At 76.6% G+C, this 23331-nt stretch carries 21 protein-coding genes and 2 pseudogenes; 6 read left to right on the top strand and 17 right to left on the bottom strand.

Features of this window, described 5'->3' with window-relative positions:
• Positions 1 to 30: 30 nt before the first annotated feature.
• Genes ABGB16_RS18820 through ABGB16_RS18785 form a run of 8 tightly spaced genes read right to left on the bottom strand, consistent with a single transcriptional unit; the run spans position 31 to position 7832 of the window.
• Entirely contained in the window at positions 31 to 1305 is a 1275-nt protein-coding gene (locus tag ABGB16_RS18820; protein ID WP_347669383.1) for a beta-ketoacyl synthase N-terminal-like domain-containing protein, read from the bottom strand.
• Positions 1302 to 2576: a beta-ketoacyl-[acyl-carrier-protein] synthase family protein gene (locus tag ABGB16_RS18815; protein ID WP_347669382.1), complete on the bottom strand. Its 1275-nt coding sequence runs from the start codon at positions 2574 to 2576 to the stop codon at positions 1302 to 1304. Before ABGB16_RS18815 ends, ABGB16_RS18820 begins: the two co-directional genes overlap by 4 nt.
• Positions 2573 to 2977, bottom strand: a complete 405-nt coding sequence (locus ABGB16_RS18810; protein ID WP_347669381.1) for a cupin domain-containing protein — start codon at positions 2975 to 2977, stop codon at positions 2573 to 2575. The genes ABGB16_RS18815 and ABGB16_RS18810 overlap by 4 nt, the downstream gene beginning before the upstream one ends.
• Entirely contained in the window at positions 2970 to 3770 is an 801-nt protein-coding gene (locus ABGB16_RS18805) for an SRPBCC family protein (RefSeq protein WP_347669380.1), read from the bottom strand. Before ABGB16_RS18805 ends, ABGB16_RS18810 begins: the two co-directional genes overlap by 8 nt.
• Positions 3767 to 5254 (bottom strand): acetyl-CoA carboxylase biotin carboxylase subunit, encoded by a 1488-nt coding sequence (locus tag ABGB16_RS18800; RefSeq protein ID WP_347669379.1) that lies wholly within the window; start codon positions 5252 to 5254, stop codon positions 3767 to 3769. Before ABGB16_RS18800 ends, ABGB16_RS18805 begins: the two co-directional genes overlap by 4 nt.
• Positions 5255 to 5272: 18 nt before the next feature.
• Complete coding sequence (gene accB / locus ABGB16_RS18795) at positions 5273 to 5761, bottom strand: acetyl-CoA carboxylase biotin carboxyl carrier protein (RefSeq protein WP_347669395.1); 489 nt, start codon at positions 5759 to 5761, stop codon at positions 5273 to 5275.
• A gap of 20 nt (positions 5762 to 5781) precedes the next feature.
• Entirely contained in the window at positions 5782 to 7497 is a 1716-nt protein-coding gene (locus ABGB16_RS18790; RefSeq protein WP_347669378.1) for an acetyl-CoA carboxylase carboxyltransferase subunit alpha, read from the bottom strand.
• The gene (locus tag ABGB16_RS18785) at positions 7494 to 7832 is read right to left on the bottom strand and encodes a TcmI family type II polyketide cyclase (protein WP_347669377.1); all 339 of its coding nucleotides are present in this window, start codon (positions 7830 to 7832) and stop codon (positions 7494 to 7496) included. The genes ABGB16_RS18790 and ABGB16_RS18785 overlap by 4 nt, the downstream gene beginning before the upstream one ends.
• A gap of 451 nt (positions 7833 to 8283) precedes the next feature.
• On the opposite strand from ABGB16_RS18785, the gene ABGB16_RS18780 reads away from it, so the two are divergent.
• The 4 genes from ABGB16_RS18780 to ABGB16_RS18765 all read left to right on the top strand — a co-directional run bounded on the left by ABGB16_RS18780 (position 8284) and on the right by ABGB16_RS18765 (position 11368).
• Positions 8284 to 9129, top strand: a complete 846-nt coding sequence (locus ABGB16_RS18780) for a BTAD domain-containing putative transcriptional regulator (RefSeq protein ID WP_347669394.1) — start codon at positions 8284 to 8286, stop codon at positions 9127 to 9129.
• Positions 9130 to 9287: 158 nt separating this feature from the next.
• Positions 9288 to 9641 carry a TcmI family type II polyketide cyclase gene (locus tag ABGB16_RS18775; RefSeq protein WP_347669376.1) on the top strand — a complete coding sequence of 118 codons (354 nt, stop codon included), beginning with the start codon at positions 9288 to 9290 and terminating at the stop codon, positions 9639 to 9641.
• Positions 9642 to 9881: 240 nt separating this feature from the next.
• Entirely contained in the window at positions 9882 to 10976 is a 1095-nt protein-coding gene (locus tag ABGB16_RS18770; RefSeq protein ID WP_347669375.1) for a helix-hairpin-helix domain-containing protein, read from the top strand.
• 182 nt (positions 10977 to 11158) lie between these two features.
• On the top strand, positions 11159 to 11368 hold the full coding sequence (locus tag ABGB16_RS18765; protein WP_347669374.1) for a hypothetical protein: 210 nt from the start codon (positions 11159 to 11161) through the stop codon (positions 11366 to 11368).
• Between the two features lie 123 nt (positions 11369 to 11491).
• Here ABGB16_RS18765 and ABGB16_RS18760 read toward each other — a convergent pair whose 3' ends face one another.
• From ABGB16_RS18760 to ABGB16_RS18750, 3 genes are all read right to left on the bottom strand, one after another.
• Positions 11492 to 13588: an amino acid transporter gene (locus ABGB16_RS18760; RefSeq protein WP_347669373.1), complete on the bottom strand. Its 2097-nt coding sequence runs from the start codon at positions 13586 to 13588 to the stop codon at positions 11492 to 11494.
• A gap of 430 nt (positions 13589 to 14018) precedes the next feature.
• Positions 14019 to 14585 (bottom strand): dienelactone hydrolase family protein, encoded by a 567-nt coding sequence (locus ABGB16_RS18755; protein WP_347669372.1) that lies wholly within the window; start codon positions 14583 to 14585, stop codon positions 14019 to 14021.
• 58 nt (positions 14586 to 14643) lie between these two features.
• Positions 14644 to 15501 carry a nucleotide disphospho-sugar-binding domain-containing protein gene (locus tag ABGB16_RS18750; RefSeq protein WP_347669371.1) on the bottom strand — a complete coding sequence of 286 codons (858 nt, stop codon included), beginning with the start codon at positions 15499 to 15501 and terminating at the stop codon, positions 14644 to 14646.
• A gap of 242 nt (positions 15502 to 15743) precedes the next feature.
• Here ABGB16_RS18750 and ABGB16_RS18745 point away from each other — a divergent pair, with 242 nt between their 5' ends.
• Both ABGB16_RS18745 and crcB read left to right on the top strand, forming a co-directional pair.
• Positions 15744 to 16280 (top strand): CrcB family protein, encoded by a 537-nt coding sequence (locus tag ABGB16_RS18745; protein ID WP_347669370.1) that lies wholly within the window; start codon positions 15744 to 15746, stop codon positions 16278 to 16280.
• Positions 16277 to 16639 carry a fluoride efflux transporter CrcB gene (crcB, locus tag ABGB16_RS18740; RefSeq protein ID WP_347669369.1) on the top strand — a complete coding sequence of 121 codons (363 nt, stop codon included), beginning with the start codon at positions 16277 to 16279 and terminating at the stop codon, positions 16637 to 16639. Before ABGB16_RS18745 ends, crcB begins: the two co-directional genes overlap by 4 nt.
• 57 nt (positions 16640 to 16696) lie before the next feature.
• On the opposite strand, the gene cobA is transcribed toward crcB, so the two are convergent.
• The 6 genes and pseudogenes from cobA to cbiE all read right to left on the bottom strand — a co-directional run.
• Entirely contained in the window at positions 16697 to 18373 is a 1677-nt protein-coding gene (cobA, locus tag ABGB16_RS18735; protein ID WP_347669368.1) for a uroporphyrinogen-III C-methyltransferase, read from the bottom strand.
• Positions 18370 to 18966, bottom strand: a complete 597-nt coding sequence (locus ABGB16_RS18730; protein WP_347669367.1) for a precorrin-8X methylmutase — start codon at positions 18964 to 18966, stop codon at positions 18370 to 18372. Before ABGB16_RS18730 ends, cobA begins: the two co-directional genes overlap by 4 nt.
• Positions 18963 to 20135, bottom strand: coding sequence for a HoxN/HupN/NixA family nickel/cobalt transporter (locus tag ABGB16_RS18725; protein ID WP_347669366.1), 1173 nt, complete (start codon positions 20133 to 20135; stop codon positions 18963 to 18965). The genes ABGB16_RS18730 and ABGB16_RS18725 overlap by 4 nt, the downstream gene beginning before the upstream one ends.
• Entirely contained in the window at positions 20132 to 20341 is a 210-nt protein-coding gene (locus tag ABGB16_RS18720; RefSeq protein ID WP_347669365.1) for a 4Fe-4S binding protein, read from the bottom strand. Before ABGB16_RS18720 ends, ABGB16_RS18725 begins: the two co-directional genes overlap by 4 nt.
• Positions 20329 to 22036: pseudogene (cobJ, locus tag ABGB16_RS18715) on the bottom strand (precorrin-3B C(17)-methyltransferase). Before cobJ ends, ABGB16_RS18720 begins: the two are co-directional and overlap by 13 nt.
• Positions 22033 to 23325 (bottom strand): annotated as a pseudogene (gene cbiE, locus ABGB16_RS18710) (precorrin-6y C5,15-methyltransferase (decarboxylating) subunit CbiE); the annotation flags it as partial. The pseudogenes cbiE and cobJ, both read right to left, overlap by 4 nt.
• Positions 23326 to 23331 lie beyond the last annotated feature (6 nt).

Here is a 23331-nt window from a genome sequence, read left to right as displayed (position 1 = left end):
GGTCGACGCCGCCGGGTCGGCAGGCCCGTCTCACGGCCGCCGGGGTGGCGGTGCCGCGCCGCGTACCACCAGTGCGCTGTTGAAGCCGTCGAACCCGCGGGCGCACACCAGCGCCACCCGGGAGGCCGGCCGCCGGGGGTCGCGCAGGAAGTCCAGCTCGCAGCCCTCGGCCGGGGTGCCCGGGCCGGCGGAGGCGGGCAGCAGGTCGTGCCGGAAGGCGAGCAGCGCCGTGGCCACGTCCAGCGCCGAACCGCCCTGGTGGGCCCGGCCGGTCAGCGACTTGTGGGTGCTCACCGGCACCGGCCGGGCGCCGAAGACGGCCCGCAGCGCCTCGGCCTCGGCCCGGTCGTGGCGGGGCACGCCCAGCGCGTCGGGCAGCACCACGTCCACCTCCTCGGCGGCGACCCCGGCGCGGCCCAGGGCCAGCCGCATCGCCCGCGCGTACTGCGTCGGGTCGACGGGCGTGTCCGGGCCGGTGTGCGCGGCGTCGTGGGTGGCGGCCCAGCCGGCGACCTCGCCGTAGATCCGCGCGCCCCGCGACAGCGCGTGGCTCAGCTCCTCCACGACGAACACCGCCCCGCCCTCGGCCGGCACGTACCCGGCGGCCCCGGCGTCGAAGGGCCGGTACGCCCGCTCCGGGTCGTCGTCGGCGCTGAGCAGCCCGGAGGCGAGCTGGCAGGCCAGCGCGTACGGGCTCAGCGGGCACTCGGTGGCCCCGGCGACCACCACCGGAGTGCCCCGCCGGACGGTACGCGCGGCGTGCGCGAGGCTGTCCAGCCCGCCGGCGCCCTCCGCGACCAGCACCCCGCACGGGCCCTTGAACTGGTGGTGGATCGACAGTTGCCCCACGCTGGCGGCGTAGAACCAGGCGATCGACTGGTACGCCCCGACGGTGCGCGACGACCCGCCCCACAGCCGTTGCAGCTCCCGCTGCCCGAACAGGTTGCCGCCGGAGGAACTGGCCAGCGTGACGGCGTACCCGTACGGGTCGGGGGCCCGCTCGGGCAGCCCGGCGTCGGCCAGCGCCAGCCGGGTCGCCGCGAACCCGAGGTGCGTCCACCGGTCGGTCTGCACCAGCCGCCGGTTGTCGGCCCAGTCGAGGGGCTCGAAGCCGGACACCTCCCCGGCGAGGCGGGTCGGGTAGCCGGCCGGGTCGAACAGGGTGATCGGCCCGGTGCGGCGGGTTCCCGAGGTGATCGTGGCCCAGTGCGCGTCCGCGCCGATCCCGCTGGGCGCGACGACGCCGATGCCGGTGACCACGGCCCGGGGCACCGCCGGGACGGCGGAGGCGGCGGGGGCGCTCATGTCGTCGCCGCCCCGGCGAGCCGGCGGAACACCATCGCGGACTGGAAGCCGCCGAAGCCGCTGCCCACCGACAGCGCCACGTCCACCGGCAGTTCCCGGGCCTCGTTGGGCACGTAGTCCAGGTCGCACTCCGGGTCCCGGGTGGCCCAGTTCGCCGTCGGCGGCACCACCCCGTACTCGATGGCCAGGGCGCAGGCGGCCATCTCGATGGAGCCGATCGCGCCGAGCGAGTGGCCCACCATGGACTTGATCGAGCTGACCGGCACCCGGTACGCGGCCTCGCCGAGCGCCCGCTTGAACGCCGCCGTCTCGTGCCGGTCGTTCTGCCGGGTGCCCGAGCCGTGGGCGCTGATGTAGGAGACCCGCTCCGGAGCGAGCCGAGCCTGCTTCATCGCCGCCGCGATGGCCAGCCCCATCTCCAGCCCGTCCGGACGCAGCCCCGTCATGTGGTAACCGTTGCTGCGGCTGGCGTACCCGACGACCTCGCAGTAGACGTGCGCGCCCCGGCGGCGGGCGTGCTCGTACTCCTCCAGCACCAGCACGGCCGCCCCCTCGGCGAGGACGAACCCGTGCCGGTCGGCGTCGAACGGCCGGGAGGCGTGCGCCGGGTCGTCGTTGTCGGGGGTGGTCGCCTTGATGGCGTCGAAGGAGGCGACGGTGACCGGGGAGATCGGCGAGTCGGCGGCCCCGGCCAGCACGATGTCGGCCTCGTCGTCGGCGATGAGCTGGTGGGCGTACCCGATGGCGTCGATGCCGGAGGTGCAGCCGGTGGAGACCACCTGCGCGGGGCCGTGCAGGCCGTGCCGGCAGGCCACGTCGGCGGCCAGGCTGCTGGGCACCAACGCCTGGTACAGGTACGGCCCGCCGCGCGCGTGGTCGACCAGCCACCGGTGGCCGGCGTCGCTGACGGTCACGTACTCCTGCTCCAGGGCCATCGTGCCGCCGACGGCGGTGCCGAGCACCACCCCGGCGCGGTCCCGCTCGGCGTCGGTCAGCGCCAGGCCGCTGTCGGCGACCGCCTCGATCGAGCAGGCGAGGGCGAACTGGACGTACCGGTCGGCGCGCCGCCGCTCGGCGGCGGTGAGCCCGGCGGCGACGGGGTCGAAGTCGCACTCGGCGGCGATGCGGGACCGGAACGGCGACGGGTCGAAGAAGGTGATCCGCCGCGTCGCCGTCCGTCCCTCGGTGATCGTCTTCCAGAACCGGTCCCGGGTCGCGCCGCCCGGGGCGACCACCCCGACGCCGGTCACCACCGTGCGGCGCCCGGTCACGACGCGCCCCGCCGCTCGGCCACCTCGGTGTCGACGTGGCCCAGTTCCGGCCGGGGGGCGAGCGGGCCGAGGTGGAAGACCACCTCGGCAGGCTCGGGCCCGGTGTTGCGCAGCCGGTGCCGGACGTTGACCGGCACGAACAGCGCCTCCCCGGCGGCCAGCGGCACCGGTACGTCGTCGAGGTCCACGGTGATCGCGCCGCGCGCGACGTACAGGAACTCCTCGCTGTACGGGTGGTAGTGCTCGGCGATGCGCTCCCCCGGCGCCAGCGCGGCCACCCCCATGAACCCGGAGGTGCTGCCGACGGTCTTCGGCCCGAGCAGGACCCGCAGCTCGCCGCCGCGCCGCCGGTCGGGTGCCACGTCCCGGGCGGCCACCGTACGCTCGACCGTCTCACTCATCCGTGCCTCCGGGGGTGTCGCTGGCGGCCATCCGCTCGATCCGTTCCTTGATGACGGCGAGCTGCACCCTGCTGTTGGCGTTGATCCGCTCGACCATGGCGGGGGTGTCGATCGGCGCGTCGGGCTTCATGGCGAAGTCCTGCACCCAGGTCAGCCGGGTGCCCTCCGGCTCGCAGGTGTAGTACCAGCGCAGCCGCATGAACTCGAACGGGCCGGTCTCCACCCGGTGTGCCCGGACGGTCCGGGTGACCGGGTCGGCCGTACGCTCGCTGACCCAGCTCCACGAGATGCCGTTCTCGTCGGGCACCATCGTCAGCCGGAACAGCACGGTGTCGCCGGTGCGGCGCAGGATCTCCGCCGCGGCGTACTCGGTGAACAGCTGGGGCCAGTTTGCGACGTCGTTGGTGACGTCCCAGACCAGCGACAGCGGCGCGGCGATGACGATGCCGTTCTCCGTGTGCCCGGGCCCCTGCTCGCCGGCCCGGTCCGGTCCGGTGGGCGGCTCGGTCGCCGCCCGCTGTATGGGTGGGACCGGGTCGTCGGGCGGGACGGCCTGCCGGGCGACCAGGTCGGCCACGGCGGGGATGCTGAGCTGCGCGGCCTGTTCGGGGATCTGCACCTGCCAGCGGTCCGCGACCACCGCCTGCAGTTCGAGCAGGGCGAGGGAGTCCATGCCCAGCTCCTCCAGGGACGCGGCGGGCGCGCGGGCGGCGGCGTCGGCGTCCAGGCCGCAGTGCGCGACCAGAATGTCGGTGATGTCCGCTGCGCGCGGTCGGCCGTGGGTGACGGTCATCGGGTCCTCCGGGGCTGATGGTCGAACGGTTCGGGGCGGTCGGTGGAAGGAGGGGCGGCCCGGCCGGGCCGCGCGGGGGCGGCGGCACGGTCCGCGGGCGGCGCGGGGGCGGCGGCACGGTCCGCGGGCGGCGCGGGGGCGGCGAGCAGGCGGTCGACGAGGGCGGTGGTGTGCCCGGCCTTGCGGAACGTCGGGTCGTCGAGGACCCGACGCACGAAGGGGATGGTCGTCCGCACGCCCGGCCCGTCGATGTCGAACTCGTCGAGGGCGCGCTCGAGCCGGTCCAGCGCCAGGGTGCGGTCCGGCCCCCAGACGGCGACCTTGGCCAGCAGCGAGTCGTAGTGCGGGCCGACCACGTAGCCGACGTGGCCGTGGGTGTCGACCCGGGTGAACGGGCCGCCGGGCGGCGTGAACCGGGTCAGCCGGCCGGGAGTGGGCGCGAAGCCCCGCGCCGGGTCCTCGACGTTGATCCGGCACTCCACGGCCACCCCGTGCGGGCGGATGTCCTCCTGCCGCAGCCGCAGCGGCACCCCGGCGGCGACGTGCAGCTGCTCGTGCACCAGGTCGATGCCGGTGATCATCTCGGTGACCGGGTGCTCCACCTGGATCCGACAGTTGATCTCCAGGAAGTGGAACCGCTCCTCGTCGTCGACCAGGAACTCGACGGTCCCCGCGCCGGTGAAGCCGACGTCGAGGACGCCGCGCAGCGCCGTGGCGGCGATCGCGTCCAGGGTGGCCGTGGACAGTCCCGGGGCGGGCGCCTCCTCGACCAGCTTCTGGTGGCGCCGCTGCACCGAGCAGTCCCGGGTGCCCAGGTGCACCCCGGCGCCGTGGGCGTCGCAGAGCACCTGCACCTCGACGTGCCGGGCGTCGGTGAGGTACCGCTCGACGTACACCCGGTCGTCGCCGAAGACGGCCTGCGCGGCAGCGCGGGTCCGCGCGTACGCCCGGGCGAGGTCGGCGGGGCGGCGCACCACGGTCATGCCCCGGCCGCCCCCGCCGGCGGCCGCCTTCACGATCACCGGGTAGCCGATCCCGGCGGCCACCTCGGCGGCCGCCTCGACGGTCGGCAGGGTCTGCACGCTGCCCGGCGGCAGCGGCAGCCCGGCCTCGAGCATCAGCGCCCGCGCGGTGGACTTGTCCCCGAGCGCGGACATCACCTGCGGCGGCGGGCCGATGAACGTCAGCCCGTTGTCGGCGCAGATCTCGGCGAAGTCGGCGTCCTCGGAGAGGAACCCGTACCCCGGGTGCACCGCCTGCGCCCCGGTACGCCGGGCCGCCTCGACGATCGCCGCGGCGTTGAGATAGCTGCGCCGGCTGGCCGCCGGCCCGATCCGCACCGCCTCGTCGGCGAGGCGCACCGGCAGCGAGTCGGCGTCGGCGCTGGAGTAGACGACCACCGTACGGATGCCCAGCTCACGGCAGGCCCGCAGGACCCGTAGCGCGATCTCGCCCCGGTTGGCGATCAGCACCTTCTCGAACATCACCATCACCCGCGGCCCTCAGACCGTTGCCACGGCGACCAGCGGCTGGTCGTACTCGACCGGCTGGCCGTCGCCCACGAGCAGCTCGACCACCCGGCCCGCCCGGTCGGCGGTCACCTCGTTCATCAACTTCATCGCCTCGACGATCCCGATCACCTGACCGGGCCGCACCAGGTCGCCGACGGCGACGAACGGCGCCGCGCCGGGCTCCGGGGCTCGGTAGAAGGTGCCGACCATCGGCGAGCGCACCACCGACCGGCCGTCCGCGACGGGCGGCGCCGCGACCGGCGCGACGGCGGGGGCCGGGGCCGCGGCCGGGGCGGCCGGGCGGGGTGCCGGCACCGCTCCGACGGGGTCGTGCCACTCCACCTCCAGCACCGTGTCCCCGCTGCGCAGCCGGACCCGCCGCACCGGCCCGGCCAGCTCCTCCACGAGCTGGCGGGCGTGCCGCCGCAGCCCGGTCAGCACCTCCTCCCCACCGGTCGGCCTGCCGTTAGGGCTCGGCACCGACGTCGCCGACTCCGCGGTCACCGGGCACCCGCCCCGGCACCGAGGCGGGCTGCCCCGAACCGGCGGAACCGCTGCCGGCGGCGGCGCACCAGCGTCGCCGCCGGCACGTCCAGCAGCGGCGTGAGGTTGGCCAGTACGGCGGCGCGTAGCAGTTCGGCCGCGGCCGCCGGGTCGGCCTGCGTCCCGCCGGGCGGCTCGGCCACCATCTCGTCGGCGACGCCGATCCGGCACAGGTCCGCAGCGGTCAGCCGCAGCGCGCGGGCGGCCTGCGGGGCCGCCGAGCTGTCCGGCCAGAGGATCGCCGCGCAGCCCTCCGGGCTGATCACCGAGTAGACGGCCCGCTGCAGCATCAGCACCCGGTCGGCCACGGCCAGCGCGAGGGCTCCGCCGCTGCCGCCCTCGCCGGTGACCACGGCGACCACCGGCGTGGGCAGCACGCTCAAGGCGAGGATGTTCTCGGCGATGGCCGCCGCCTGCCCCTGCTCCTCCGCGCCGACGCCCGGGTCCGCGCCGGGGGTGTCGACCAGGGTCACCACCGGCAGGCCCAGCCGCGCGGCCAGCCGCATCAGCCGCAGCGCCTTGCGGTGCCCGGCCGGGCTGGCCATGCCGAAGTTGCGGGCCACCAGCTCGCCCGTGGTGTGTCCCTTCTGGTGGCCGATCACCATGACGTGGCGTCCGTCGAGCCGGGCCAGGCCGCCCACCACGGCCGGGCAGTCCCGCCCGAGCCGGTCGCCGTGCAGCTCCACGAACCCGTCGAACGCCGTGTCGAGGTAGTCCAACGTGGTCGGCCGGCCGGGGTGCCGGGCCGCCCGCACCGTCTCCCACGGGTCCCCGTCGGCCCCCGCGGCGGCGCGCGTCGTCCGGTCCCCGCCGGCCGCGCCGGCCGCCGACTCCTGCCCGGGTACGCCCCGATGGCGCGCCGCGGCCCGGCCGGCGTGCGCGGCGGCGAGCAGCGCGGTCAGCCGGCCGCGCAGGGCACGCCGGGTGACCACCATGTCGACCTGCCCGTGCCGCAGCAGGAACTCCGCGGTCTGGAACCCCTCCGGCAGCGCCCGGCCGGTCACCTGCCGGATCACCCGGGGGCCGGCGAACCCCATCCGCGCGCCGGTCTCGGCCAGCACCACGTCCGTGTTCGTGGCGAACGACGCGGCCACACCCCCGTACGTCGGGTCGGTGACCACGCTGACGGTGAGCAGGCCCGCCTCCCGCAGCCCGGCGATGGCCTGGCTGACGGTGGCCATCTGCATCAGCGACAGCGCCCCCTCCTGCATGCGCGCGCCACCGGAGGCGGTCACCAGCACCAGCGGGATCCCGTCGGCCAGGGCCCGCTCGGCGGCCAGGGTGATGAGCTCCCCGACGGCGCAGCCGAGGCTGCCGCCGAGGAACCGGAAGTCCATCACCGCCAGCGCCACCGGGTGACCGCCGATGCGGGCGGTGCCGCAGACCACGGCCTCGCCCAGGCCGGTCCCGGCCCGGGCCGCGGCGAGCCGCTGCGGGTACGGCACCGCGTCCACGAACCCGATCGGGTCGATCGCGACCGGCCGGTCGGGCAGCGGGGTGAAGGTGTCCGGGTCGACGAGCTGACGCAGCCGTTCCGGCGCGCTCAGCCGGGTGTGCGCCCCGCACTCGGGGCAGACGTCCAGGTTGCGGCGCAGCCGCTTGCGGTAGAGCAGGCTGGCGCAGCCGGCGCAGCGCGCCCAGAGCTGCTCGTCCTGCGAGGCGGTCGCGGTCACGGCCGGCTCACCTCGCCCGGGGCGTCCCAGCGGTAGAAGCAGTGCGCCATGGCGTCCCGGGGGGACTGCCAGGTCGGCAGGTACGGCGAGATGTACGGGCGGAGCCGGTCGCTGACCCGGACGAATTCCGGGTGCCCCCGTACCCCCTCCACGGCGCCGTCGGCGGGCTGCTCGGTCTCCAACAGGTGCACGTACAGGTCGTACAGCCGGTACAGCGACCGGTGGCGCACGCCGACCAGGCGCGGCAGCTCCGTCGCGTCCGACTCGGCGAAGATCTCGGCGACCCGATCCTCGGCGGTCGGGACGACCTTCGCCACGATCAGCGATCGGTCCATGTATGGCCTCCTGCGGCTGACGCGATCCGGTGCGGCGCGACGGACCCGTCACGCCCGACGACTGCGGACACGATGCGCGGCCCTCCGTCACCGGCACGTCACCCCGGACCGTCCACCGAAGCCTCCCCGTGGTGACGGTGGGTTGACGGAAACTGTGCATCAGCTATGTGCGGACTGTTCGGCCACGCGCCTCGACGGGTACATGTTTCCGCTGTTCGGAGCGGCTTTCACGAGCAGCGTGGACGGTTCCCACAGCGACCACTCCATTGACCCAGAGTAACCATTGTTGATATGTTCGACGCGGTCAGCCCGGCGCCCGCAGCGTCGCAGGCCGGCGCCCGGGGGTGGTGGCGTCGCGCGGCGCGACGTCCGGGGCAGCCGTGCCGGGGACACAGGACGGCCGGGGGCGGGCCCCGGCGCAGGGGGTGCCGCCGTGACCGCTGACAAGCGCATTCCGACCGTCGGCGCCCGTCCCGCGCCGGACATCTCGCTGCACCTGCTCGGCGGGTTCCGGCTGTTGCACGACGAGGTGCCGGTGGTCGTGCCGCGCGGACTGCAACGCGTCATCGCGCTCATCGGGCTGCGCCCGGGATCCACCCGCAGCCACCTCGCCGGGCTGCTGTGGCCCGAGGCGTCCGAGGAGCGCGCCCTGTCGTCCCTGCGCACCGCCCTGTGGCGGCTGCGCCAGGACCCGTGCTGTCCGGTGGAGACCAGCGGCGACAGCGTACGCCTGCACCCCGTGGTCCGACTCGACGTCGACGACCTGGTGCGCACCGCCGCCCGGGTCCGCGACGGCGACGAACACCGCATCGCGGCCGGCGCGCTCGCCGCCGGCCGACACGACCTGCTGCCCGGCTGGTACGACGACTGGGTGCTGATGGAGCGGGAGCGGCTACGTCAGCTGCGCCTGCACATGCTCGAGGAACTCGCCGACCACCATCTGGCCGCCGGCCGGCACGGCGAGGCCCTGGAGGCGGCCCTGGAGGCGATGGCCGCCGAGCCGCTGCGCGAGACCCCGCACCGGCTGGTGGTGCGCATCCACCTCGCCGAGGGCAACGCCTTCGAGGCGGTGCACGCCTTCTACGTCTACCGCGACCTGCTGCTGCGCGAGCTGCGGCTGGAACCGTCGGCGGCCATGTGCGCGCTGCTCGACGACACCCTCGCGCCCATCCGCCGGGCCACCCGCACCGCCCCGCGGCCCGCGGGGCCCCGGGACGCCACGCCGCGGCCCGCACCGCCCCGCGACGCCACCCCGCCGCCCGCCGGGCCCCGCGGTCCCGCCCCGCGGCCCCACTGACGCCGTCCCGCGCGACCGCCGGTCGGGCCCACCGACAATTCCGTCACGGTCAGTGTCCACATCGTGACGATGACGTGACACGGTGTGGCGCAGGGTGGGGACACGTAGCGCGCGGCCTGTCGATCGGGCCCGGCGTCCGATCCGGCGGGAGGGGTTCCATGAGTCGCCTACTGATCGTCAGCAGGATCATCCCCGGGTCCGAGGGGCGGGTCGCGCAGATCTTCGCCGAGTCCGACGAGACCGAGCTGCCCCGGCTGACCGGCATCCGGCACCGCTCCCTGTACTGCCTGCACGACCTGTGCGTACACCTGATGGAGACCGCGGACGTCCACGCGGACGCGCTGGCCGAGGCCCGCAGCCACCCGCTGTACCACCAGGTCAACGAGCGGCTGTCCGCGCACACCTCGCCGTACCTCCCGATCTGGCACTCCCCCCGCGACGCCATCGCCGGGTGTTTCTACAGCTGGGACGCCGGCCGGCCGTCGATCAGCCCCACCGGAAGCGCCGGCTGACCCGGCGTCCGTCGGCGTCGCCGGGGCGTCCACGCGGGACCCCGCCGCCGAGGGCCGACCCCGGCCGGGACGGCCGCCCGCGCGAACACCCTGGGTAACCTCGCGGCCACCGTAGGCGCGACCCGTCCTACCAGCACCGGAAGCCCGGAGCCACCGTGTCGCGCGATACCGAGCGTATGCGAAGCTGCGGCGAGTCTTACTCGCGACTTTCATTCGACATACGCAACAGGGAGGTGCACCGTGCCGTCGACTTTCGGGCAGTGGTTGTTCGCGATCCTGGCGCTGCTGGTGGGTCTGGCCGCCGGCTGGGTGCTGCGCGGCCGGCAGGACGCGCAGGCGTCCATCGTGGAGCGCGCCCCGGCCGCCGGGGCGACCGGCGTGTCCGACGCGCCGGTCGAGGCCACCATCGACCTGCAGCCACCGGCGGCGACGGTGGCTGCGACGACGACGGAGGCCGTCGTCGACGAGCCGGCCCCGGACACCGCCGAGCCCACCCGGCCGGGCGCGGTCCTGGCCGACAGCGACCAGGCCGCCTTCGCCCCCGAGGACACCGCGCCGGTGCCGGCGGACACCCGGGAGCCGGCCGGGGCCGCCGCCGAGCCGACCGGAGACGACGGGAAGGCCGCCCCGGCCGCGGCTCCGGCCGCCGAGCCCACCGGGGACGACCGGAAGGCCGAGCCGACCGTCCCGGCCCCGCGCGCCGAGACCGAGGACGCCGGCCTGCCGGAGACCGGAAACCGGGACACGGCCGAGACGCCGCCGGCCACCCTCCCGTCGGCCGGCGCGGCGACGCCGGCCGACGCGATCCGGGCCGACGTGAACCCGGCCGATGTAAACCCGGCCGACGTGAACCCGGACGCGGTGGGGACGGACGCGCCGGCCGCGGCGGTGGACGCCGACGCGAAGCCGGACGCGTCTCCCGCTGTCGCCGACGAGGCCGAGGTGCCGGCCGCCCCTGTGCCCGCCGCCAGCGGCGGGACCGGCGAGCCCGGGGCCGGAGCGACCGAGACCGTCGGGGCCGAGACCGTCGGGGCCGCCGCCACCGGCGGGACCGGGGCCGAGACCGACGAGGCCGCCGGGGCCGCCGCGTCGACCGACGACTTCCGTCGCATCCAGGGCATCGGCCCGAAGATGGCCGCCGCACTGCACGACGCCGGCGTCCGCACCTATCAGCAGCTGGCCGACCTGGACGAGGCGGCGCTGCGAGAGACCATCCGGGCCGCCGGGCTCCGGGGCGCGCCGAGCCTGGCCACCTGGCCGCAGCAGGCCCGGGTGCTCGCGGGCGCTCCGGCCGAGGCCGAGCGGGTGCTGCCGGTGGCCGTGGGCGACGCCTGACCGAGGTCCATCGCCAGGTCGGCGACATGGCGGTGACGGTGCCACGGCGTCACCGCCATGTCGCCGACAAGCGCGTTGACCGGCGGCGGCCATACCGCCGCGTCGGGCGCAGCGCCGTTTAGCCGATCCTCGCCGTTGGGTACAAGGGCCTCACCTCGGCCCATACAACCCCGGAGGAAGCCATGCGGAGCGGCCCCTCGATCCTGGGAGTCATCCTGGTCATCTGGCTGGTCATCGGCGCGATCGCCGCTGGTCAGCGTGGCTACTACAAAGGCGACGACGCCAACTGCGCCGAGGCCGGCACGATCCTGGTGACCATCGTGGCCGGCCCGCTGAACTACCTGGGCGCCAACCCGAAGGTCGACTGCGAACTCCCCGAGCCTTCGAAGTAGGCCAGCGCCACCCCGGCCCGCGCCGCACGAGCGACGCGGGCCGTACCGTGTCCGCGAGCGGCCAGTCGCGACGGGCACCCGGGCTGCCGCGATCGGACGCCTCCGGCGCTCCGTGGCCCTTCCTCACCCGCCGACGTGGATGCGGGGGCGGCGGGCCGGGTCCGGCTCGGACTCGCGGAGGATCTCCCGTACCACGGGCGGGGTGTCCCCCCGGCCCAGGATCAGGTACCGCAGCAGGTGGGCGATCGGGTTGCCCTCGGACCACTCGAAGTGCGCGTGCGGTCGTACCTGCGTGGCGTCGCGCAGCGCCAGCAGGATCGCCGCGATGGCGTTCGGCGCCGCCGGGCTGCTCGCCCGCAGCACCCGGTACCCCTCGACCTCGACCCCGTGCACCCGCAGCACCCGGCTGAACTCCGACGGGTCCACCACGTCGATCTCCAGGAACAGCACGTCCGCCGCGCCCGGCACCGGGTTCACGCCCCGCTGCGTGATCTCCTTGTCCCGGTACTCCTCCACCCCGCCGCTCTGCCGCCTGTTGGCGATCAGGTGCAGCTGCCCGTCGTGCGAGAGGCTGTCGGCGACGAACCGGCGGGCCGCCTCGTCGAACTCGATCCGCTCCGCCCGCAGCTCGGTGGTGCGCGACACCCGGGACACCAGCGACACGGCGATGATGCCGAGGATGAACATGGCGGAGATCGCGGTCCCGTCCGGTTTCTCGATCACGTTCTCGAACAGGGCGTACCCCAGGACGACGGTGAGCACCGTGAAGCCGACGGCGGCGAGGCGCTGCTGGCGGCGCACCGCCGAGATGGCCACCGCCACCGCGCCGGAGACCATCATCGCCAGGATGCCCGTGGCGTACGCGCCGGCCTGGGCGTTGACGTCGGCGCCGAAGGCGACGGTGATGGCGATGCTGATCGCCGTGTAGACGAGGACGACGGGCCGCACCGCCCGGCCCCACTCCGGCGCCATCCCGTACGACGGCAGGTAGCGCGGCACGATGTTGATCAGGCCGGCCATCGCCGACGCCCCGGCGAACCACAGGATCAGCACGCTGCTGATGTCGTACACGGTGCCGAAGCCCTCGCCCAGGTACTCGTGCGCCAGGAACGCCAGGGCCCGGCCCTGGGCCTGGCCGCCCGGGCCGAACTCGTGCGGCGGGATGAGCACGGTGGTGACGAAGGTCGTCGTGACCAGGTAACCCGACATGATGAACGCGGCGGTGGCCAGCAGCCTGCGGGTGTTGCGGACGCGGGCGGCCAGCCGGGCCTCCCGGTCCGGCCCCTGCCCGGCGACCAGCGGCATCATGCTGACCCCGGTCTCGAAGCCGGAGAGGCCGAGCACCAGCAGCGGGAACGCCAGCACGGCCTGGCTGACCCCGTGGACGAGCCCACCGCCGGCGGGGACCAGCGCGTTCCGCCAGGAGGCGAGCACACCGGGGTCGGCGAGGACGTTGGCCAGGCCGGCGGCGACCACCACCGCGTTCAGCACCAGGAACGCCGCCACCAGCGGGATGGCCACCCCGACCGCCTCACGGAAGCCGAGCAGGAACACCCCGCCGAGGACGAGCAGCAGCCCGACGGTGACCGCGACCGCGACGAACCGGCCGTGCAGCGCGTCCGGCAGGTACGGGTTCTCCAGCAGGTGCACGGTCGCGTCGGCCGCCGACAGGGTGATCGTGATGATCCACGAGGTGGCCACGAAGCCGAGCAGGACGAGGACGAAGATCTTTCCCCGCCAGAACGGCAGCAGCCGCTCCAGCATCGCCACCGACCCCTGCCCGTGTGGGCTCTCCCGGGCCACCCGCCGGTACATCGGCAGCATCCCGAACAGGGTCAGCGCCACGATCAACAGCGTCGCCAGCGGGGACAACGCGCCGGCCGCGACGGCCGCGATGCCGGGCAGGTACGACAGGGTGGAGAAGTAGTCGACGCCGGTCAGGCACATCACCTGCCACCAGGCGTGGACCCTGGCCTCGGTCTCCCGCGTCTCCGGCCCGATCGGCTGCACCCGGTGCTGGAACAGCCAGCGACGCAACCGGCCCGGAGGCGGGCCGGGCCGGTGGTGGCTGTCCACGCACGCCGGGATCGTCGCGAGGCCCCGGTGGGGGCGGTCGCTGTGGACCGGGTCCCGTGCGGCGTGCAGGCTCCGGTCCGGCCGGCTCGGCTCCCGCTGCCCCCGCGTCCGCCCCGGTTGCACCCCGTCCCGCCGTTCCGCCATGCCGCGCCACCCCCTCACGCCCTGCCCCGACGGTAGGCGGAACCCGCGGCGTTCCCGGGCGGAACGGGCGAAGCGGCGACAGGCCGGTCCGTGCCCCGGCCTGCCACGCCTGCCAGCCGCGCCGGGCTCAGTTCCCGGGTCGACCACGCGTGCCCCGTCGGCCGCCTGTGGAGCTGCCCGCACAGCCGGGGCGGTGCGCGACGGCGCTCTGCGGGTTCGGCCGAACTCGGCGAGGATCACGAAGATGTGGTCGGTCGTCGGGAGCACGGCTCCCCCATGCCGCGACGAGGCCGCGTACCGACGGCACGGCATGGGAGGCGGGAGCGTCGCACTCCCGGGCGCACGAACGGGGCAGCTCCACAGCGACCGACGACGCCGGGTGGTCCCCGGATCCAGCCGACGGCGGGGCAGAGCGCAGCCGCGGGCGGGGTCAGCGGCCGTCGAGGAAGGCGAGCACCCGTTCCCAGGTCAGCTCCGCGGCGGCGGCGTCGTGGTCGGGCAGGTCGGGGTCGGTGTAGAGGTGGCCGGGCCCCGGGTAGCGGAAGACCGTCAGGTCCGCCCCGGCCTCGGTCATCGCCCGCTGCCACGCGTCGACGTCCTCCTGGGGCTCGAACTCGTCTGGGTCGGCCAGGTGCAGCTGCACCGGCAGGCCCGGGCGGACGGCCTCCGGGCCGCCGGCGATGCCGTGCAGCAGGAGCAGGGCCGCGGCGGAGGGCCGCTCGACGAGCAGGTCGGCGGCCACCGCGCAGCCGAACGAGAAGCCGCCCAGCACCGCGTCGGGCGGCAGATCGGCCACCGCCGCGCGGGCCCGGTCCAGCGCCGTGTCCCGGCCGACCTTGTCGAGCAGGGCGAAGCCCTCGTCGACGGTCCCGGCGGCGGGCACCCCGTACAGGTCGGGGGTGACCACCTGGTGCCCGGCGGCGCGGAGGCGGTCGGCGGCGGCCAGCACGGCCGGGCGCAGGCCGTACACGGAGTGGAACAGGGCGATCTGAGTCATCCCGCCATCCTGGCACCGGGGTGAGACATCGGCGCGCCGGGCCGGCGCTGCCAGCGGATCAGCACAGCGCCTCCAGGCGGGGCACCAGGTCGGCCGGGGCCGGCCGGTCGGCGATCTCCCGGCTGACCTGCCGGGCCGCCTCGGCCAGGGACGCGTCGGTGACCAGTCGGGTGAGCAGCGCCGCGGTGATCCGCCGGCCCGGGGCGGCGAGACCGGCGCCCCGGGCGGCGATCAGCTCCGCGTTGTGCCGGCGGTCCCCCGGGCCGACGGTGGCCAACTGCGGGACGCCGGCGACGAGCGCCCCGAGCGCGCTGCCCGCCCCGCCGTGGTGCACCAGCGCGGCACTCGCCGGCAGCGCGGCGGCCAGCGGGATCCAGTCGACCGCCCGGACGTTGGCCGGCAGCCGGGACGCGGCCAGCCGGGCGGAGGGGCGGACCAGCACGAACTCGGCGTCCACCCGGTCGGCGGCGGCGACCACCGCGCGCATCGCGCCGCCCCCGTCGGGGCCGGCGAGGGTGCTGCGGGTGACCAGGACGCGGGGCCGGGAGCCCGGCTCGGCGAGCCAGTCGGGCAGCTCCCCGCCGCCGGCGTAGGAGACGTAAAGCATCGGCCAGCCCTCCTGCGCGGTGACGCTGGGCGGGGCGACGGCCAGGGCCGCGGCGGGCGGCGGAAGCGCGGCGAGGCCGTGCCGGCGCAGCGCGGGGCCCAGCCGTTCCGTGGTCGCCCGGACCAGCTCGCGGCCGTCGAACAGGGAGTTCTCCTGGCGTACGGCGGGGACGCCGGCCCGGGCGGCGGCCAGCCCGTCGGCGCCGGTGGCGACGAGCACCTCGTGCCCCGCCTGGCGCAACGCGACGGCCAGGGGCAGCAGCGGAAAGACGTGCCCGATCAACGGCGCGGAGACCACCAGGACGCGCATGGCGCCGATCCTAGGACCCGCCCGCCCTGTGGAGCCGCCCCGGCCGCGCTGTCGGCAGCCACCGCCGTCCCGCGGCCGGAACCCGACGCCGATCCTTCGGGCGCTAGCGTGAACGGGGCAGCTCCACAGCGGCCGTCGACCGGGTCCGCCCCGCGACCCAGCCAGGTCGATCATGGAGTTGACGGCCGGTCCGGTGCCCGAGAGCGCCGCCAACTCCATGATCGACGGGAAAGGACGGACAGGTGAGCGAAGGGAGCCCGGGTCGGGTGGATCCCGACGTCGACCTGCGCGTACCCGCGGACCGGGCCGAACTGCGCGCGCACCCGGCGGCGGTGCTCGGCGCCATCGCGGCCGGGGGCGTGCTCGGCGCGCTCGCCCGCGCGGGGCTCCAGGCCGCCCTTCCGCACCGCCCCGGTGGCTTCCCGTGGGCGACGTTCGCCGTCAACGTGACCGGTTGCCTGCTGATCGGGGCGCTGATGGCGGTGGTCGCCGCCGGCCGCACCCGCCCGCTCACCCGGCCGTTCCTCGGCGTCGGGGTGCTCGGCGGCTTCACCACCTTCTCCACGTACGTGGTGGACGCGCGCCTGGCGCTGGCCGCCGGGGCGCCGGGCACCGCGCTGGCGTACCTGGCCGCGACCCTGGTGACGGCGCTGGTCGCGGTCTGGCTCGGCGACGCCGCCGCCGGCCGGCTGCTCGCCCGCGCCGGGAGAGCAGCCCCCGCCTCCGGCGGCGCGGGCGACCCGGCCTCCGGCGGCGTACGACCGGACGCGGCCCGGTGACCGTCCTGCTCGTGGCCCTCGGCGCGGCCGTCGGGGCGCCGCTGCGGTACCTCACCGACCGCGCCGTGCAGGCCCGGTACGGCTCGGCGTTCCCGTGGGGCACGCTGACCGTCAACGTGCTCGGGTCGCTCCTGCTCGGCGCCCTGGTGGGGGCGCCCACCGGGCCGGCGCTGGGCGCGCTGCTCGGCACGGGCCTGTGCGGCGCGCTGACCACGTACTCGACGTTCGGCTACGAGACGCTGCGACTGGCCCGCGACGGGGCCCGGGGGCGCGCCCTGGCCAACGCGCTGGGCAGCGTGGCCGCCGGCCTGGCCGCGGCGTCCGCCGGCTACGCGCTGGCCCGCGCCCTGCTCGGCTGAGGAACAGGAGAGGGAGGAGGGGCTGGCCCTGTCGACAGGAGCAAGCCCCTCCTCCTCTCACAGCAGCGCGGCGACCGGGCCGATCACGAACACCGCCGGGGGCTGGACGCCCTCCCGGGTGGCCAGCGCGCCGACCTCGTCCAGCCGGGACGGCAGCGCCCGTTGGCTCGGGTGCCCGGCGTCCTGCACCGCCACCGCCGGGGTGTCGGGGGCCCGGCCGTGCTCGATCAGCTCGGCGGCGATCTTGTCGATCGTGTCGACCGCCATGAGCAGCACGAGGGTGCCCCGCGCGCGGCCCAGCGCGGCCCAGTCGACCAGGGACTGCGGATGCCCCGGCGGCAGGTGCCCGGACACGACCGTGAACTCGTGCGCCACGCCCCGGTGGGTCACCGGCACGCCGGCCAGGGCGGGCGCGGCGACGGCGCTGGTCACCCCGGGGACGACGACCGTCTCCACCCCGGCCGCGGCGCACGCCTGCACCTCCTCGTGCCCGCGGCCGAAGACGTACGGGTCGCCGCCCTTGAGGCGGACCACCCGCCGGCCGGCGCGGGCGTGCCGGACCAGGGTGTCGTTGATGGCGTCCTGCCCCATCGACGGGCCCCGGGGCACCTTCGCCGCGTCCACGACCAGCACGCCGGGGCGCAGCCCGTCGAGCAGGCCGCGGGGGGCGAGCCGGTCGGTCACCACCACGTCCGCCGCGTCCAGCATGGCCTTGCCCCGTACGGTGATCAGGTCGTCGGGGCCGGGCCCGCCGCCGACGACGGCGACCTGCCCCGGGCGCAGCACCGGCTCGTGGTCGTGCCCGTGATGGTGGTGGTCGTGGGCGTGCGGATGCCCGTCGTGGTCGTGGTGGTCGTGGCCGCCGACCGGGTCGTCGGGGTGGTCGTGCGGGGTCTGCGGCCGGCCGACCTTGTCGAGGAAGCCGGGCAGCGCCACCCGGTACGCGCAGGTGTCGCAGTTCATTCGGATGTCCCCGCGCAGCGCCTCGGCGTGCCGGAGCAGCACCAGGTCGGCGAGGGCGTCGCAGTCGCCGATCAGGTCGGCGACCCGCACGTCCAGGTCGGGGTGGGCGGCGGCGAACTCCGCCGACTGGGCGGCGATCCGGTCCGGCAGCACCCCGGCGAACAGGAAGTACGGGGCGACGACGATCCGGCGGGCGCCCAGGCGGCGCAGCCGGTCCAGCACGGCCGGCACCGACGGCTCGGCGAGCGAGATGAAGCCCGCCTCCACCCCGGCGTACCCGCGCCCCTCCCACAGCAGCCGCGCCACCTTGACGACCTCGGCGTTGGCGTCCGGGTCGGTGGAGCCGCGGCCGATCAGCGCCACCCACGTCCCCGCCCGGTCGTCGCCGGCCAGCGCGTCGTCGATGCGCTGCTCCAGGGCCTCGTGCAGCAGCGGGTGGGGGCCCAGCGGCCGGCCGAAGGCGTACGTCAGCCCCGGCTGGCGGGCCCGCTCCCGGGCCAGCGCGGCGGGGATGTCGCCCTTGCCGTGGCCGGCGGCGGCGAGGACGAGGGGCAGGGCGACCAGCCGACGCCGGCCCCGCTCGACGAGCGCGCCGACCGCGTCGGTCAGCGGCGGGCGGGACAGCTCGATGAACCCGCCCTCGACGTCGTCGAAGGCGGCGCGGCGGCGGATGCGCTCGACCAGCGCGAGGAACTGGTCGACCCCGGCCGTGCTGCGGGTGCCGTGCCCGACCAGCAGCAGCGGGGTCCGGGGGTCCGGGGCCGGGTTCATGGGGATTCCTCCAGGTAGAGCAGGGCGTTGAGGGCAGCGGCGGCGACGGCGGAGCCGCCCTTCTCGCCGACGTTGGAGACCGCGGGCAGTCCGCTGGCCCGCAGCGCGGCCTTGGACTCGGCGGCGCCGACGAACCCGACGGGCAGGCCGACGACCAGCGCCGGCCGGACGTCGAGGTCGATCAGCTCGAACAGCGCGGTGGGCGCGCAGCCGACCACCCAGACCGCGCCGGGGCCGACCCGGTCGTACGCCAGCCGGACGGCCGCCGCGGAGCGGGTGATCCCGGCCTCGCGGGCCAGCGCGGCGGCGGCCGGCTCGGCGATCGGACAGACCAGGTCCAGGCCGGCACGGGTGATCCCGGCGGCGACCATCGCCACGTCGGTGACCACGGGCGCGCCGGCGCGCAGCGCGGCCAGCCCGCCGGCCAGGCCCGCCTCATCACAGACGAGGTCGGCGACGTAGTCGAGGTCGGCGCTGGCGTGCACGACCCGCTCGGTGACGGCGCGGGTCAGCGGCGGCAGGCCGGACAGGTCGACCCGGGAGCGCAGGATCGCGTACGACTCCTGCTCGATCGGGTGCACGACCCGGCTCACCGGCGCTCCCCCTCCGCGTCGGCCGCCCCGGTCTCGCCCCCGGAGCCGGCGACGGCCCCGGACTCGCCCCCGGAGCCCGCGACGGCCGCGGCCGGGCCGGAGGAGCCGTAGCGGCGGTCGTAGCCGCGCAGCTTCCACAGCGCGACCGCGCCCGCCCAGGCGAGGGCGAACACCGCGACGACGGCGTAGCCGAGCTGCTCGAAGTGGTCGGCGACCGCCGCGTACCCGGCGAGGGCGGACACCCCGAGGTGGTCGGCCAGCAGGCTCGCCAGGTAGACGCTGGCCACCAGCGCGCCGACCAGCACCGTCACGGCGGTGGTGGCCAGGTTGTAGTACAGCCGCCGGGCCGGCTGCCGGTACGCCCACGAGTACGCCCGGCTCATCAGCAGGCTGTCGGCGGTGTCCATGGCCGACATCCCGGCGGCGAACAGCAGCGGCAGGGTGAGCAGGGCCAGCACGGGCAGCCCGCCGGCGGCGGCGGCGCTGGCCGACAGGGCGAGCAGGGTCACCTCGCTGGCCGTCTCCAGGCCGAGGCCGAAGAGGAAGCCGACGGGCGCCATGTGCCAGGAGGAGCGGACCAGGGCGCGGGCCCGGGAGCCGAGCACCCGCTGCATCAGCCCCCGGTTGAGCAGTTGCAGGTCCAGCTCCCGCTCGTCGAGGTCGCCGTGGCGCAGCCGCCGCCACAGCCGGGCCAGGCCGGCCAGCACCACGGCGTTGAGCACGGCGACCAGGGCCAGGAACAGCGTGGCGGTGACGGCGGCGACGGTCGCGCCCACCTCGCGTGCCTGGGCGAGGCCGGGCCCGGTGAGGTTGGCCGAGGCCAGCCCGATCACCAGGGCGAGCAGCAGCACCACCGCGCTGTGCCCGAGGGCGAAGAAGAAGCCGACGCCGACGGGCCGGCGCCCGCGCAGCAGCATCAGCCGGGTGGTGTCGTCGATCGCGGCGATGTGGTCGGCGTCGAAGGCGTGCCGCACGCCGAGCGCGTACGCCAGGGCGCCCGCCCCGGCCAGGCCGCCGGCCGCCGCGGGCTGGTCGTTCCAGTACAGGTACAGGCTCCAGCCGGCGACGTGCAGCACGGCGACGGCGAGCACGATACCGCCGAGGCGTAGCCGCTCGGCGCGGCTCCACCGGCCCGCCGGGGGCGCTGCGCTGACCGTGGTCGAACTCATCGGACTCCTTCTGGGCGGTCGGTGCCGGCGACGCGGATCGCGTCCACCGGGCAGATCTCCAGGCACTCCAGGCAGCCGGTGCACCGGTCGGCCCGGACCCGCAGGCCGGCCGGCGTGGGCCGGATGGCGTGCGTGGGGCAGGTCAGCAGGCACGCGCCGCAGCCCTGGCAGGGGCCGATGACCACGGGCGCGGTCAGCTGCGCCACCGGTACCCCCGCGGGGTGACCATCCGGCCGGCGACGATCCGGGTCTGACTGCTGCCGACGACCACGACGCTGTACATGTCCACCGTCCCGGCGTCGAAGGTGGCCAGGGTGGCCAGCCGCACCCGCTCGCCGTCGCGGCTGGCGTTGCGCACCACGCCGACCGGGGTGTCCGGCGGGCGGTGCTTCGCGAAGACGCGCAGCGCGGCGTCGAGCTGCCAGTCCCGGGCGCGGCTGCGCGGGTTGTACAGCAGCGCCACGAAGTCGCCCTCGGCGGCGGCGGCGACCCGCCGCTCGATGACCTCCCAGGGGGTGTGCAGGTCGGACAGGCTCAGGTACGCGTGGTCGTGGCCGAGCGGCGCGCCGAGCAGCGCCGCCGCGGCGAGGGCGGCGGTCACCCCGGGCACCCCGACCACGTCGATGCGGTCGTCGGCGTACTCCAGGGCGGGGCTGGCCATCGCGTACACCCCGGCGTCGCCGGAGCCGATCAGCGCGACCGCGTACCCGGCGGTGGCCTCGGCCACGGCGGCGCGGGCCCGCTCCTCCTCCGCGCCGAGGCCGCTGGCCAGCACCCGGGTGCCGGGGCGCAGCAGGTCGCGCACCTGCTCGACGTACTGGTCGAGGCCGACGACCACGGCGGCGCGGCGCAGCTCGGCGACCGCGCGCGGGGTGCGCAGGTCGGTCGCGCCGGGGCCGAGGCCGACGATCGCCAGCCGGCCGCGCGGCGCGTGCCGGGCCACCGCCACGGTGGCCATCGCGGAGGCGGTCTTGGGCGCCACCAGCTCCGCGGTGGCGTGCCGGCCGGGCTCGCCGAGCAGCGCCGCGGCCTCCGCGACGCTGGGCGTGCCGACCGCCGCGCGGACCACCTCGCTGGGGTTGGGCACGTCGACCGCCGCCAGGTCCGCCGCCGGGTGGGTCACCAGGGGTACGCCGAGCGTGTCGGCGGTCGACCGGATGCCCGCCTCGTCGGCCTTGACGTCGGCGCTGGCCAGGGCGCGCACGCTCGCCGGGCTCAGCCCGGCGTCGGGCCAGCACCCGGTCCAGCAGGGCGCGCACCTCGGCGGCCGGTACGCCCCGGCTGCCGCCCACCCCGACCACCAGCGACGGGGGCCGGAGCACAGCGGTCCGCTCGTCCGTCGGCACCACCCGGTCGGTGACCAGCAGCCGGTACGCGTCGGCGGGCGCGTCGGGGCGCACGGTGTCGGGCAGGGCGGGCAGCGGCCAGGTGGCGTCGGCCTCGAGCCGCACGGGCTCGCCGTCGAGGATCGCCCGGCTGACGGCGGCGACCGCCCCCTCGACGGGCCAGCCGAGGGTGTCCAGGCCGGGCAGGTCGACCGCGTCGGTGGCGGTGGTGACCACCGGCCGGGCGTCGAGCAGCGCGCCGACCTCGGCGGCGAGGGCGTTCGCGCCCCCGGCGTGGCCGCCGAGCAGCGCCACGGCGTGCCGGGCCGCCTCGTCCACCACCACGACCGCCGGGTCGGTGCGCTTGTCGCCGAGCAGCGGCGCGAGGACGCGGACGACCGCGCCGGTGGCCAGGAACGCCACCACCGCGTCGTATCCGGTGAAGGCGGCGCGCAGCGCGTCGCCGACGGTGTCGGCGTCGACGAGGCGGGCGTGCGGCCAGGCGTCGGCGACGGTACGGGCGTGCCGGCGTCCGGCGGCGGTGGCCGCGACGAGTCCGATGCGGATCGTGGTCAAGGAAGCTCCCCCGTGAGGACGACGACAGGATTGGTGGCGGCCAGCCGCACCGACCCGCCGGGCAGGTCGGCCAGCCGGGCGGCGGAGAGTTGGACGCCCTCGGCGCGGTAGCCGTGCTCGCGCAGCAGGGCCAGCGCGGGGGCGACCCGGTCCAGGGCGGCGAGGGTCACCACGATCCGGGCCGGTTCGCGGGCGGCCACGGCGGCGAGCACGTCCAGACCGCCCCCGCCGACGAAGACGGCGTCCGGGTCGGGCAGCCCGTCGAGCGCGGCCGGGGCCGCCCCGGCGACCACCCGCACGTCGACCCCGTGGGCGGCGGCGTTGCGCCGGACCAGGTCGACGGCGTCCGGGTCGCGCTCGACGGCGACGACGGCCGCGCCGAGCAGCGCGCACTCGACGCCGACGGAGCCGCTGCCCGCGCCGACGTCCCAGACGAGCCGGCCGAGCCGGGGGCGCAGCCGGGCCACGGCGAGGGCGCGTACCTCCGCCTTGGTGATCATGGAGTCGCGGTGGGCGTACGCGTCCTCGGGCAGCGCCCAGCCGCCGGCCGGGGCGGCGGCCGGCTGGTTGTCCGCCCGCGCCCCGCCGGCCGGCCCGGCGGGATCGGGCCGGCCGGCCCCGCCGGCCACGCCGGGACCGGCCGGATCAGGGGCCACGGCGGGATCGGGGGCCACCGCGGGATCGGTGGTCCGGTCGGCGAGGGACAGCAGCACGTGCGGGTCGGCCCAGGTCGCGGCGGCGGCCTCGGCGGGCGTGGTCTCGGTGACCCGCTCGGCCGGGGTGCCCAGGTGCTCGGCGACGACGAGCCGGCGCGGCCAGCCGACCAGGCCCGCGCCGATCTCGGCGGCCCCCGCGCCGGGCGCGGTGAGCACGGCGACGGCCGGCAGCGCGCGGGCCGCGTTGAGCGCGGGCCGCAGGTCCCGGCCGTGGGCGCTGACCACCGCCGCGCCGTCCCACGGCAGGCCGGCGCGGGCGAACGCGGCGGCCACGCTGGACACGGCGGGCAGCACCCGCACGGGCAGCCCGTCGGCGCGCAGCCGGCGGACGATGCCGAACAGCCCCGGGTCGCCGCTGGCCAGCACGACGGCCGGGACGCCGTCGGCCACGGCGGCGGCGAGCCGTTCCAGCGCCGGCGCGAGCGGGCCGAGGGCCACCGTGGCGCAGCCCTCGGGGAGGGCGACGGCGGCGAGGTGCCGGGCCGCGCCGACGGCCAGCCGGGCCCCGGCCAGCGCGGCGACGGCGGCCGGGTACGGCGGCGCCCCGGCCGCGTCGACGCCGACGACGGTGACGGGGTG

The organism is Micromonospora sp. B11E3 (assembly GCF_039871625.1).
GTDB lineage: Bacteria > Actinomycetota > Actinomycetes > Mycobacteriales > Micromonosporaceae > Micromonospora.
Note: the sequence above shows the minus strand (reverse complement) of the source record. Positions and strands in the feature narration are given on the sequence as shown.

Bases quoted from the DNA above. Each gene is read 5' to 3' on its own strand.
- ABGB16_RS18820 (WP_347669383.1), bottom strand. From the start codon at position 1,305: ATGAGCGCCCCCGCCGCCTCCGCCGTCCCGGCGGTGCCCCGGGCCGTG.
- ABGB16_RS18810 (WP_347669381.1), bottom strand. From the start codon at position 2,977: ATGAGTGAGACGGTCGAGCGTACGGTGGCCGCCCGGGACGTGGCACCC.
- ABGB16_RS18805 (WP_347669380.1), bottom strand. From the start codon at position 3,770: ATGACCGTCACCCACGGCCGACCGCGCGCAGCGGACATCACCGACATT.
- ABGB16_RS18800 (WP_347669379.1), bottom strand. From the start codon at position 5,254: ATGTTCGAGAAGGTGCTGATCGCCAACCGGGGCGAGATCGCGCTACGG.
- ABGB16_RS18785 (WP_347669377.1), bottom strand. From the start codon at position 7,832: ATGGACCGATCGCTGATCGTGGCGAAGGTCGTCCCGACCGCCGAGGAT.
- ABGB16_RS18775 (WP_347669376.1), top strand. From the start codon at position 9,288: ATGAGTCGCCTACTGATCGTCAGCAGGATCATCCCCGGGTCCGAGGGG.
- ABGB16_RS18765 (WP_347669374.1), top strand. From the start codon at position 11,159: ATGCGGAGCGGCCCCTCGATCCTGGGAGTCATCCTGGTCATCTGGCTG.
- ABGB16_RS18760 (WP_347669373.1), bottom strand. From the start codon at position 13,588: ATGGCGGAACGGCGGGACGGGGTGCAACCGGGGCGGACGCGGGGGCAG.
- ABGB16_RS18755 (WP_347669372.1), bottom strand. From the start codon at position 14,585: ATGACTCAGATCGCCCTGTTCCACTCCGTGTACGGCCTGCGCCCGGCC.
- ABGB16_RS18750 (WP_347669371.1), bottom strand. From the start codon at position 15,501: ATGCGCGTCCTGGTGGTCTCCGCGCCGTTGATCGGGCACGTCTTTCCG.
- cobA (WP_347669368.1), bottom strand. From the start codon at position 18,373: ATGAACCCGGCCCCGGACCCCCGGACCCCGCTGCTGCTGGTCGGGCAC.
- ABGB16_RS18725 (WP_347669366.1), bottom strand. From the start codon at position 20,135: ATGAGTTCGACCACGGTCAGCGCAGCGCCCCCGGCGGGCCGGTGGAGC.